Here is an 11,930-nt window from a genome sequence, read left to right on the forward strand (position 1 = left end):
AACATAATGGGATTTTTCTCGTTCAAAAAGCGAATTTTGATGTGTAGATCAATTGATGTCCATAAACGAGAGGACATCACGATGATCGATAATCTCATAGTCGCAGACATTGCCGGCCGAATGCAGCGAGCAAGCTTGCTGCAGCGGACAAGACGCGATCGGATAAAGGAAGAGGATGCCTTTTACGACAACGCCGGAAGCAGCTTCCTGGTGCGATTTGCAGCCTGGCTGACGCTGCCGGCAGACGAGGCCGCCGGTCGCACGAAGGTGCGGCCCGGCGAAGACGAATGCGGATGTCAGGCCGCCTGCCTGACGCGCCCGTGAGCGGCAGCACCTTCGGCAAGCCGGAACTGTTCGATCAGCGCCATCAGCATGTCGGCCTCTTCCGCCAGCTGCCGGCTTGCCTGCGTGGTTTCGGCAACCATGGAGGCATTCTTCTGCGTCATCTGGTCCATGGCATTGACGGAACTGTTGACGTCCTGAAGGGCGGCCGACTGGTCGCGGCTTGCTGTGGCGATGGTCTCGACGTGGCCGCTGATTGCGATGATCTCTTGGCTGATCGAGGCGAGCACGCTGCCGGTCTTCTGCACAAGTTCGGAACCGGCATTCACCTCGCGGGTCGACTGGTCGATGAGCGCCTTGATTTCCTTGGCGGCATTGGCCGAGCGCTGGGCAAGCTCGCGCACTTCCTGCGCCACCACGGCAAAGCCCTTGCCGGCTTCACCGGCGCGCGCCGCCTCGACGCCGGCATTCAGCGCCAGCAGGTTGGTCTGGAAGGCGATGTCGTCGATGACGACGATGATCTGTTCGATGCGCTGCGAGGCGTCTTCGATGCGGCCCATGGCGGCGACGGCATCACCGACGACGGTGCCGGAACTGTCGGCCGTCCGTTTGGTCGCGGCGACGACATTGTTTGCCTCATGGGCGCGTTCGGCCGACGAGCGGACCGTAACGGTGATCTCTTCGACGGCAGCGGCCGTTTCCTCGAGGCTTGCAGCCTGGGATTCCGTGCGCCTGGAGAGTTCGTCAGCCGAGGCGGAAACCGAACCGCTGTTGCGCTGGATGGAAGCGGCACTCGCCCGAATGCGCGTCAACGTATCCTGAAGGCGCTCGAGCGAAGTGTTAAAATCCATGCGGAGCTGTTCGAGCCGGCCGACGAAGGGGGTTTCGATGGTCTGCGAGACATCGCCCTGTGACAGGCGTCCGAGACCTGCGGCAAGCTGGTTGACGGCAAAATCGATCTGGCCATCGAGTGTGCGCTTCTCCGCATCGTTGCGGCTGCGCTCGGCATCGTTCAGGGCGCGCTGTTCGGCCGCCTGCGTTTCCAGTTCCTGGCGGGCTACCGCGCTATCGCGGAAGAGAGCGAGCGCACGGCCGATGTCACCGAATTCGTTCTTCTTTTCGACGCAGGGGATGGCGCTGACGAGGTCGCCCGACGAAATGGCGCGCACGCTCGACGTCAGGGCCTGCATCGGCCTGACGGAACGGCGGATCGCATAGAAAGCGAGCACGCCGACGAGCAGCATCACCACGGCGCCGACGCTAAGAACCAGCGTCTGCAGTTCGTTCATACGCTGGTAATAGACTTCCATGGGTATGCCGATGAAGAGGATGCCGATCGTGGCACCCGAGGGATTCTTGACCGGGAAATAACCCGTCATGAATTTGCGACTGAAGAGGTCTGCCGGACCGTAATAGGCGTTGCCCTGCGCCAGTACCGGCTGGGCGGGATGATCCGCGGCAAGCTTGGTGCCGACGGCACGGTCGCCATTTTCTTTCTTCACATTGGTGGAGACGCGGACGTAATCGCCTCCCTGCTTTTCGAAGATGGTGGCAACGCCGGCGATCGACTGGGCCGTGCGGTCGACCAGCGAATAATCTGCAAAGGCAGGGATCTTGTCTTCGGTGACGCCCGACAGCACGTTGTCCTTCACATCGATGCGGACATCAGCATCGCTGGCGCCGTAGAGAACCGCCATCGAGCGACTTGCGTCCTTCGCATCGGATACCGCACTATCCATGACATAGCTGCCGAGATTGTAATAGGTCACGCCGACAATCGCTGCGGTGCTGACCGCAAGCAGAAGCAGCGTGATCGCAACGATCTGGCGCACGATGGATGTCGAAAAGAAACGCAGCATCTGGAACCTCTGGCGAACACAACCTTTATGATTTTCATAAGAATGCGTTAGGGAAAATTTTCTCTTAACGCGGGGTTCGCGCTGAGCCTTTTACTTGTCTTTTTTCAAATCTAGTATGATTTCATGAATGCATCATCTGCAAGAAGGGCAGGAATTTTTCAATCCATCCGTCTCTTCACAACCTTGGCGTGACTTATTTACACATAAAAATGGCCCCGGAGACGGGGCCATTTGCGTTGCGGATGGGAAGGCTGAAATCAGGCGGCGCGGTACATGTGCATGTCGCTGTCGCCGCCGATCTTGAACTGCTGCACGAGATGCAGCAGTGCATCCGCCTCATTTGCGAGTTCGCGGCTCGCGGCAGTGGTCTCTTCTACCATTGCCGCGTTCTGCTGGGTCATCTGATCCATCTGGTTGACCGTGGAGTTGACCTCCTGCAGCGCGCTCGACTGGTCGTGGCTTGCGCGGGCGATCATTTCGACATGCTGGCTGATCGTGACGATCTGAGCGCTGATCTTGGCGAGAACCGTGCCGGTCTCCTGGACGAACTGCGAACCGGAATTGACCTCGTTCGTCGACTTGTTGATGAGACCCTTGATCTCCTGTGCGGCAGCGGCAGAGCGCTGGGCAAGCTCACGGACTTCCATGGCGACGACCGCAAAGCCCTTGCCGGCTTCACCGGCGCGGGCGGCTTCGATACCGGCATTCAGAGCGAGCAGGTTGGTCTGGAAGGCGATTTCGTCGATGACGCCGATGATCTGCTCGATCTGGCGCGACGCATCCTCGATGCGGCCCATGGCGTCGATCGCGTTGTTGACGACGACGGCGGAGTCGTCGGCGCTGCGCTTGGCCTGGCGGACGATCTGATCGGCATCCTTGGCGCGCTCGGCGGAGGAGCGGACAGTGACGGTGATCTGGTCGACGGCGGCAGCCGTTTCTTCCAGCGATGCAGCCTGCTGCTCGGTACGCTTGGCGAGATCCTCGGAGGACTGGGCCATCTGGTTGCCGTTGCCCTGGATCATCTGAACGTTGTCGCGGATCTGGCTCATCGTGGCCTGCAGGCGCATCATCGAACCGTTGAAGTCCTGACGGAGCTGTTCGAGACGGCCGATGAAGGGTGTATCGATCGTCGTCGAGATATCGCCCTGCGACATGCGCTCGAGACCGGCGGCGAGCTCATTGACGGCATACTCAATCTGGCGGTCCATCTCGCGTTTTTCGGCATCGTTGCGCTGGCGCTCATGCTCGGCGGCCTGACGCTCTTCGTCGCTCTGTTCCTCGATACGGATCTTGGAGAGGGCATTTTCCTTGAAGATGCCAAGCGCCCGGGCAATGTCGCCGATTTCGTCGGAACGCTTCTCGCCAGAGATGTTGGTGTCGAGCGCACCTTCGGCGATGCGGCGCATGGCGGCAGTGATCTGGGCGATCGGCCGCTGCAGCGTCAGCACCAGCGCGATGCCGCCGACGATGGAGACCAGGATGCCGAGCGCGGTCGTGCCGACGGAGATACTGTTGGCCTGGTCGCGCTCGGTGCCGGCAGTCTGCTTCTGCTCTTCCGCGAAGCTGGTCAGCTGGCCCCAGACGCCGTCGAGCTGCTGTCGCGCTGCGGCATAATCGGTCGTACGCTGATTGATCACATCGACGAGGCTCTGCGCACCCTTATCCATCGAAGCGAGAGCTGGCGTAATCGCGTCGACAATGTCGCCGGCGAAATTCATGCCTTTGGCGCTTGCCTGAAGGGTGTTCAGCATGGTGTTGAGCGTGGCGATTTCCTGGTTCAGGCGAACGCGATTTTCCTTGCTCGGCTTGGCGTTGAAATCGGCGAGCACAAGCTGCAGCGAATAGATGGAGCTTTCAAGGCGCCGTGTATCCTCCAACACGGAGTTGGTCTGGGCGATGCGGCTGTCGAGCTCCACGAAAGTCGTTGTTGCCTCGCGCATCATCTGCGTGGCGGTGAGCTGCGTATAAGTCGACATCTGGCGGAAGCGGGAAACGAGACGACCAAGGTTGGCAACGCCCTCATCCGTGCCGGCCTCCGGCGCCGTCGCCTGAGCCTTCAGGTCGCTGACGGTCTGCGCCATCGACTGCGTCATGCTCTTCTGGTTCTGCGGCACGGAGATCTCGATCATGCGCTGCGCCTTGACGATCGCAGGCAGCGCATCGGTCACGACCTTCAGCTTGTCAGCTGAAGTCTGCGCCTTGCTGAAATCGTTCATGGCGGTTGCCAGCGTATCGCCGCCCTTCAGCAGACGGTCGGCTGCGCGCAACGTCGCCGTTGCATTGCCTTCATCGGTGCGGATGTTTTCTTCCAGCTGCTTGGCGTCGTAGCTGACATTGAAGCGGTTGGTAATCATCACCTTCTGGGCATCGTCGATCTGCTTGCGAAGGGCAACTTCCTGCTCGTGCAGGGTCCAGAGCTTGCCGACAGTATCCGAAATGTCGTTCGTGCCCTCGATCGCAGCCTGCAGGTTTTCATGACCGGCATTGTCACCGATCTGTGCCATGGTGGCGTCAAGGGTCTGTCCCTGGGTTTTGATGTCGGCATGGAGTTTGTCGCGCGCCTGCTCGTTGGTCGTCTGCAGGAAGTCGTCCATCGAGGCGTAGAGATCCTTGAACCCGCTCAGCGACTGGAGAACGCTGTTGGAAATCTCCATCCGGCCCTGCAGCAGACCGGAGGCATAAAGACCGGTCAGACCCACGGCGGAAATGGTGATGACGAATGGCAGAACAAAAATCAGAACCTTCGTCTGAATCTTGAAACGAGAAAGAATCTTGTCAATGAACATGGCGCGTCGTGCCTTTCATACACCACTCCTCCCGCCGGCAGCCTTCTGGCGCCAGCCGGGTGCATATCGAGCTGATCTACTAACAGTTGGGAAAACCCTGGAACGGGCGGCAATCATTGCCAGTTCATTTCCGGCGAGGCCGGAAACACCCAAATATTCGTCTACAATGTGTCAGATTAGATATTAATTTTCGGATAAGCGGTGAAAGCGCGTTAGCCGTGATCGCACAATAGTTGCAAATTGCACGCTGCGGAATCGCGATATATCAGTCGCGAGACCGAAAATTTCCATTTCAAGCTGCGGAAAGATCAGATGAAGTGGGAAAGAAGAACTGCAATGCTGGCGGCGGTTGCGCCAGCTGCGAGCATCAGATAGCGCAGAGTTACGAGCTTCGTATCAGGCTTTGCCTGGGCAATTGCGATGGCGCGGGCGCGTCGAGTGTTTCTGTTCATTGCGAAACCTCACTTCTATCTAAGCATAACAATCCAACAAAACGGCTTGCCGGTAAAGCTTAATTTAGGAACGGCTTTGCCAACCTGCCATTGAGACAGGATGGCGCAGCCAATGTTAAGAAGTCTTGAATCGGCTAAAAGGTTTCACGTCTATAAGTATTAGCGTTTACAATGCCTCACCGGCGGCAAAACCGGAGGCCCAGGCCCATTGGAAATTATAGCCGCCGAGCCAGCCGGTCACGTCAACACATTCACCGATGAAATAGAGACCGGGAACGGCCTTGGCCTGCAGGCTGCGGGAATCGAGCGCCGTCGTATCAATGCCGCCGAGCGTTACTTCCGCCGTACGATAACCTTCGGAGCCGGAAGGCCTGACAGACCAGTTCTGCACTGCCTCGGCAAGCCGGGTCAGCAGCTTGTCGGAGAGGTCGGCCATGTTGCCGCTGATGGCTTCGCGTTCGACGATATGTTGGGCCAAGCGCTTTGGCAGGATTTCACCAAGCGCGGTCTGTGCGGATTGGCGCCCGTTTACCTGCTTCGCCTTCTTCAGATGCGCGGCAATATCGACATCCGGTTCGATATCGATGGTGATGGCATCACCTTCCCGCCAGTAGGAGGAAATCTGCAGGACGGTGGGGCCGCTGAGGCCCCGGTGGGTGAAGAGCAACGCTTCGCGAAAGGCCGTCTTGCCGTGACGGATCTCTGCGGGCGCAGAGATGCCTGACAGAGGCGCGATGCTTTCGAGCAAAATCGGATCGAGCGTCAGAGGCACAAGGGCGGCGCGCGTTTCGGTAACGGCCAAGCCGAACTGCTCGGCAATGCGATAGGCAAAGCCGGTTGCTCCCATCTTCGGAATGGATTTTCCGCCCGTTGCGATGACCAGCGAGGCGGCGTCGAAGACCCCCTCGGAGGTCGAGACACGGAAGCCGCTTTCGGTCTTTTCAACTCCTGTCATTTCGAGACCGAGATGCCAGACAGCACCTGCCGCACGCATCTCGTCGAGCAGCATGAAGATGATGTCCTTGGCGCTGTTGTCGCAGAAAAGCTGGCCGAGCGTCTTTTCGTGCCAGGCGATGCCATGCCGGTCTACCATGGCGATGAAATCGGCCGGAGTAAAACGGGCAAGCGCCGACTTGCAGAAATGTGGATTGGCGGAGAGGAAGTTCTTCGGGCCGGCATTGATATTGGTGAAGTTGCAGCGGCCGCCGCCGGAGATGCGGATCTTCTCGCCCGGTGCCCGGGCGTGATCCAGCACGGTGACGGAATGACCACGCTGTCCGGCGCGGATGGCGCACATCATTCCCGCGGCACCCGCCCCGATGACGATCACATCGCTCTTGCGCTGCAAAATCCGTTTTCCCTGCTGAAATCGCGTCTTCTTTTTCCATCAGAGGGTGAAAGTCAACGCCTTCCACCCCCTCGCCAATTGCCAAACTCCGGTTATGATGGCGTTACGATCAACGCAAACCGGTGTGTCATGTCCCCAAAAAAGACGACGCTGAAGCCTGCCAGAAACGTACCCACCTCGAAGAAATCCCCTCCCGATCCCGGATCTCTGCGCGGTGTTGCGAACTGGAAGGAAGCGGCGCAGTGGCTAAGGGCACGCGGTATCGAAGACATCGAATGCATCACGCCGGACCTTGCCGGCGTGCCGCGCGGCAAGATGATGCCGTCCTCCAAATTCACCTCCAACACATCGCTTGCACTGCCTTCGGCGATCTACCGCCACACGATATCAGGCGAATATCCCGAGGAGACCGAAAGCTTCCGCTACGAGCCGCGCGACAGCGACCTGAAGCTCGTGCCCGACCTTTCCACCCTGTCCGTGGTGCCTTGGGAAACCGACCCGACCGCGCAGGTCATCTGCGACATCGTCAATTCCGACGGACAGGAAGTTCCCTACACGCCGCGCAACGTATTGAAGCGCATTCTCAGCCTCTATGCCGAGCGCGGCTGGAAGCCGATCGTGGCGCCGGAAATCGAATTCTACCTGGTCGCCACGAATGACGACCCGGACTATCCGCTGCACCCGCCCAAGGGGCGTTCGGGTCGTTCGATTCTCGGCGGCCAGGGCTATTCGATCGCCGGCATCAACGAGTTCGACGAGTTGATCGACGACATCTACCACTTCTCGGAAAAGCAGGGCCTCGAGATCGATACGCTGATCCACGAGGAAGGACCGGCGCAGCTTGAAATCAACCTCCGTCACGGCAATCCGATCGAACTTGCCGACCAGGTGTTTCTCTTCAAGCGCACGATCCGCGAGGCGGCGCTGAAGCACGACATCTACGCCACCTTCATGGCCAAACCGATGCAGGGCCAGCCGGGTTCGGCAATGCATATCCACCAGTCCGTGGTGGACATCAACACCGGCAAGAACGTCTTCTCGAACAATGATGGTTCGGCCTCGAAGGAATTCTTCCACTTCATCGGCGGCATGCAGAAATACGTGCCGAGCGCACTTGCCATGCTGGCGCCCTATGTGAATTCCTACCGCCGCCTGCAGCCGGACATGTCCTGCCCGGTCAACAATGCCTGGGGTTACGACAACCGCACGACGGCCTTCCGCGTGCCGGTCTCCGATCCGCAGGCCCGGCGCGTGGAAAACCGCCTGCCGAGCTCGGATGCCAATCCCTATCTGGCGCTCGCCGCCTCGCTGGCATCCGGCCTGCTCGGCATCCAGAAAGAGATCGAGCCGACTGCGCCGACCGAGGATTCGGCCAATGAGGGCTCGATCGACCTGCCGCGCGGCCTTCTGGAAGCCGTGGCGCTGCTTGAAGACGAGCCGGCCTTCGAGGAAGTCTTCGGCAAGGAGTTCATCGGGCTTTATGCCGGCGTGAAGCGGGGCGAGTTCGAAACCTTCATGCAGGTGATCAGCCCCTGGGAGCGGGAATTCCTCCTTTTGAACGTGTGAGGGTTCGCCATGACGAAAGAGACATGGCAGAGTCCCATCGCGCCTGGCCTATCCTGGTATCAGGCAACAGTCGGCGAGCGGCCGGATTATCCGGCGCTCGACGGCTCGAGGCAGTGTGACGTCGCCATTATCGGCGGCGGCTATACGGGCCTTCAGGCCGCCTATAATCTCGCCAGGGCCGGCGTCTCGGTGACGCTCATCGAGGGCAGCAGGCTCGGCGACGGCGCCTCCGGGCGCAATGGCGGCCAGCTCGGCACGGGCCAGCGCTGGTGGCCGGAAGAGATGGAGGAGAAGATCGGCTATGAGCGCTCCAAGGCGCTCTTCGACCTTGCCGAAGATGCCAAGCGGCACCTCATGGATTTTGCGACCGAGCACCAGATCGATATGGACTACGTGTCCGGTCAGCTCAGCGTCGCCCACAAGGAAAGCTACAAGCGGTACTATTACGAGAATGCCGAGATCGCGGCCTTCCGCTACGACTATCCGCATCTGCGTTTCATGGACCGCGAGGAGACGCAGGAGCGGCTTGGCTCCAAACGCTTCTATTGCGGGGTACGCGACGTCGGCACTGGCCATATCCATCCGCTGAAGCTGCTGATCGGCCTTGGCAGGGTGGCAGCCAATGCCGGGGCCGATATTTTCGAAATGACCAGGGCAAAGTCGATCGAAGAGCGCAGCGGCAAGGTCGTTATCGAAACCGAACGCGGCACGATCACTGCCAACAGGGCGCTGATTGCCTGTAACGGCCATATCGGCAATCTGGAGCCGATCACGGCAAGCCATGTGATGCCGATCCGTTCCTTCATCGGTGCCACGGTGCCTCTCGACCAGTTTCCCAATGTCATCCCCGGCGGCGAAGCGGTGGCGGATTCGCGTTTCGTCGTGCGCTATTTCCGCAAAATGAAGGACGGACGGCTGCTCTTCGGCGGACGCGAGGCCTATACGGCGGACAATCCGCGTGACATCTCGCAGCATATCCGTCGGCAGATTGCCGAAATCTATCCCGCATTGAAAGATATCGAGATCACTCATGCCTGGGGCGGCTCGGTCGGCATCACCATGCCCCGCCAGCCGTTTGTGCGCGAGGTCATGCCCGGCGTGACCTCGATCGGCGGTTATTCCGGCCACGGCGTCATGCTGTCAAATTACTGTGGCAAGCTTTACGCAGAAATGGCGCTAGGAAAATCGGCCGATCTCGATCTCTTCAAGGCGCTCGATATTCCTGCCTTTCCGGGCGGCGCGCGCATGCGGGCGCCGCTGCTTTTCCTTGCCTTGTCGTGGTTCGCCCTCCGCGACAAGTTTTAGTTCGATTGCGGATTTCCTCTGCGGGTAATTCGCTTTAAAACCGATGACCGAGAGATTCATTGCACCGCACACTGGCTTTTTTAAATCGATTAGATTAAAACGGCCACCAACCAAGCCTGATTGAGAGACAAGCTCATGAGCAGCCAGATCATTCCCGTTGAGCCTTTTGATTACGTCGTCTTTGGCGGCAGCGGCGACCTTGCCGAACGCAAGCTTCTGCCCGCGCTGTATCATCGCCAGATCGAGGGCCAGTTCTCCGAGCCGACCCGTGTCATCGGCGCTTCGCGCAGCCCGCTTTCGCATGAGGAATACCGCAAGTTCGCCAAGGACGCGCTCAAGGAACACCTGAAGAAGGGCGAATATGACGAGGCGGAAGTCGAAAAGTTCTGCTCCCGTCTCTTCTATGTTTCCGTCGATGCCCGCACGGATAGCGGCTGGGATCAGCTGAAGAAGCTGCTCGACGAGGGCAAGGACCGGGTTCGCGCCTTTTACCTCGCCGTCGCTCCAGGCATCTTCGGCGACATCTCGCAGAAGATCCACGACCACAAGCTGATCACCAAATCGACCCGCATCGTCGTCGAAAAGCCGATCGGCCGTGACCTCGCCTCAGCCTTGCAGCTCAACGACAGTATCGGCCGCGCCTTCAAGGAAGAGCAGATCTTCCGCATCGACCACTATCTCGGCAAGGAGACGGTGCAAAACCTGATGGCGCTGCGCTTTGCCAACGCGCTCTATGAGCCGCTGTGGAACGCCAACTATATCGACCACATCCAGATCACCGTTGCCGAAGCCGTCGGCCTCGAAGGCCGCGCCGGTTATTACGATACGGCCGGTGCGCTGCGCGACATGGTGCAGAACCACATCCTGCAGCTTCTCTGCCTGACCGCGATGGAAGTTCCTTCCTCGATGGATTCGGAAGCCGTTCGCGACGAAAAGCTTAAAGTTCTGCGCGCGCTGAAGCCAATCAACGCCTCCAACGTCGAGCAGGCCACGGTTCGCGGCCAGTACCGCGCCGGCGCTTCCGGCAGCGGCCCGGTCAAGGGCTATCTCGAAGAGCTGGAAGGCGGCGTTTCCAACACGGAAACCTTCGTCGCTATCAAGGCCGAAATTAACAATTGGCGCTGGGCAGGCGTTCCCTTCTACATCCGTACCGGCAAGCGTCTTGCCGGGCGCATGTCGGAAATCGTCATCACCTTCAAGCCGATCCCGCATGCGATCTTCGATCAGGCCGCCGGCCGCATCAGCCAGAACCAGCTCATCATCCGCCTGCAGCCGGATGAAGGCGTCAAGCAGTCGCTGATGATCAAGGATCCGGGTCCGGGCGGCATGCGCCTGCGCAATGTCTCGCTCGACATGAGCTTCGCCCAGGCCTTCAACGTCCGCAATCCTGACGCCTACGAGCGCCTGCTGATGGACGTCATCCGCTCCAACCAGACGCTGTTCATGCGCCGCGACGAAGTCGAAGCGGCATGGCAGTGGGTCGATCCGATCCTGAAGGGTTGGGAATCGACCGGCCAGCAGGTGCAGGGCTACACGGCCGGCACCTGGGGTCCGAGCCAGGCCATCGCGCTCATCGAACGCGACGGCCGCACCTGGCACGACGACATCTAGTCTGAGGTCTGAAGATATGGCATCGACACTGCATTCCTTCGCAAACGCCGCCGAACTCGCCGCCAACCTTGCAGACAGGGTTTCCAGAGCGCTGACGGCAGCCATCGCAGCCCGCGGAGAAGCGAGCATCGCCGTTTCCGGCGGTTCCACGCCGAAAGCTTTCTTCCAGGCGCTTTCGGCGCGCGATATCGACTGGGCCAAGGTGACGATCACACTCGTCGACGAACGCTTCGTGCCCGCCGACAACCCGCGCTCGAACCATCTGCTGGTCGATGCCAATCTTCTCCAGAACAAGGCTAAAGCGGCGCGTTTCGTGCCGCTTTATCAGCCGGCCGCCTCCGTCGAGGAGGCCGCAAGGCTTGCAACGGCAAAGAGCGCCGAGATCGGCATCCCCTTCGATGTCGTCATTCTCGGCATGGGCGGCGACGGCCATACGGCCTCGTTCTTCCCGGGCGGCAACAATCTGAGCGTTGCGCTCGACGCAAAGACGCCGCGCGGTATCATCACCATGGACGCGGAAGGGGCAGGCGAGCCACGCCTGACCTTCACCTTCTCCGCGCTGCAAGATGCCAAACTGCTCATTCTCCACATTGAGGGCGAAGGCAAAAAAGACGTTCTCGCCAAGGCGGAAGGTAACGGCGAAGAGGCAGAAATGCCGATCCGTGCCATTCTGCGCCGGGCCACTTCCCCGGTCGAGATCTACTGGGCTCCCTGATACGGC

8 protein-coding genes and 1 pseudogene are annotated in these 11,930 nt (G+C 59.8%); 5 read left to right on the forward strand and 4 right to left on the reverse strand.

The annotated features are described in order from the left end of the window. Nucleotides 1-6 precede the first annotated feature (6 nt). Entirely contained in the window at nucleotides 7-324 is a 318-nt protein-coding gene (locus PMI11_RS17155; protein WP_244430593.1) for a hypothetical protein, read from the forward strand. Here the strand turns inward: PMI11_RS17155 and PMI11_RS17160 are convergent. From PMI11_RS17160 to PMI11_RS17170, 4 genes and pseudogenes are all read right to left on the reverse strand, one after another. Next, nucleotides 297-2,141 (reverse strand): methyl-accepting chemotaxis protein, encoded by a 1,845-nt coding sequence (locus PMI11_RS17160; protein WP_007819328.1) that lies wholly within the window; start codon nucleotides 2,139-2,141, stop codon nucleotides 297-299. The two genes, PMI11_RS17155 and PMI11_RS17160, sit on opposite strands and share 28 nt — an antisense overlap. 257 nt (nucleotides 2,142-2,398) lie before the next feature. Further along, nucleotides 2,399-4,927 carry a methyl-accepting chemotaxis protein gene (locus tag PMI11_RS17165; RefSeq protein WP_007819331.1) on the reverse strand — a complete coding sequence of 843 codons (2,529 nt, stop codon included), beginning with the start codon at nucleotides 4,925-4,927 and terminating at the stop codon, nucleotides 2,399-2,401. A gap of 308 nt (nucleotides 4,928-5,235) precedes the next feature. Beyond that, on the reverse strand, nucleotides 5,236-5,379 hold the full coding sequence (locus PMI11_RS37710; RefSeq protein WP_007819333.1) for a hypothetical protein: 144 nt from the start codon (nucleotides 5,377-5,379) through the stop codon (nucleotides 5,236-5,238). A 166-nt stretch (nucleotides 5,380-5,545) separates the two neighbouring features. Further along, nucleotides 5,546-6,794: pseudogene (locus PMI11_RS17170) on the reverse strand (NAD(P)/FAD-dependent oxidoreductase). Nucleotides 6,795-6,856: 62 nt separating this feature from the next. Here PMI11_RS17170 and PMI11_RS17175 point away from each other — a divergent pair. The 4 genes from PMI11_RS17175 (at nucleotide 6,857) to pgl (ending at nucleotide 11,924) form a co-directional block, all read left to right on the forward strand. Continuing rightward, the gene (locus tag PMI11_RS17175) at nucleotides 6,857-8,293 is read left to right on the forward strand and encodes a glutamine synthetase family protein (RefSeq protein ID WP_007819335.1); all 1,437 of its coding nucleotides are present in this window, start codon (nucleotides 6,857-6,859) and stop codon (nucleotides 8,291-8,293) included. A 9-nt stretch (nucleotides 8,294-8,302) separates the two neighbouring features. Beyond that, the gene (locus PMI11_RS17180; protein ID WP_007819336.1) at nucleotides 8,303-9,598 is read left to right on the forward strand and encodes an NAD(P)/FAD-dependent oxidoreductase; all 1,296 of its coding nucleotides are present in this window, start codon (nucleotides 8,303-8,305) and stop codon (nucleotides 9,596-9,598) included. 135 nt (nucleotides 9,599-9,733) lie between these two features. Beyond that, nucleotides 9,734-11,209 (forward strand): glucose-6-phosphate dehydrogenase, encoded by a 1,476-nt coding sequence (gene zwf / locus PMI11_RS17185; protein WP_007819337.1) that lies wholly within the window; start codon nucleotides 9,734-9,736, stop codon nucleotides 11,207-11,209. A 16-nt stretch (nucleotides 11,210-11,225) separates the two neighbouring features. Next, the gene (gene pgl / locus PMI11_RS17190; RefSeq protein ID WP_007819338.1) at nucleotides 11,226-11,924 is read left to right on the forward strand and encodes a 6-phosphogluconolactonase; all 699 of its coding nucleotides are present in this window, start codon (nucleotides 11,226-11,228) and stop codon (nucleotides 11,922-11,924) included. Nucleotides 11,925-11,930: the final 6 nt, after the last annotated feature.

This window comes from Rhizobium sp. CF142 (assembly GCF_000281145.1).
Taxonomy (GTDB): Bacteria; Pseudomonadota; Alphaproteobacteria; order Rhizobiales; family Rhizobiaceae; genus Rhizobium.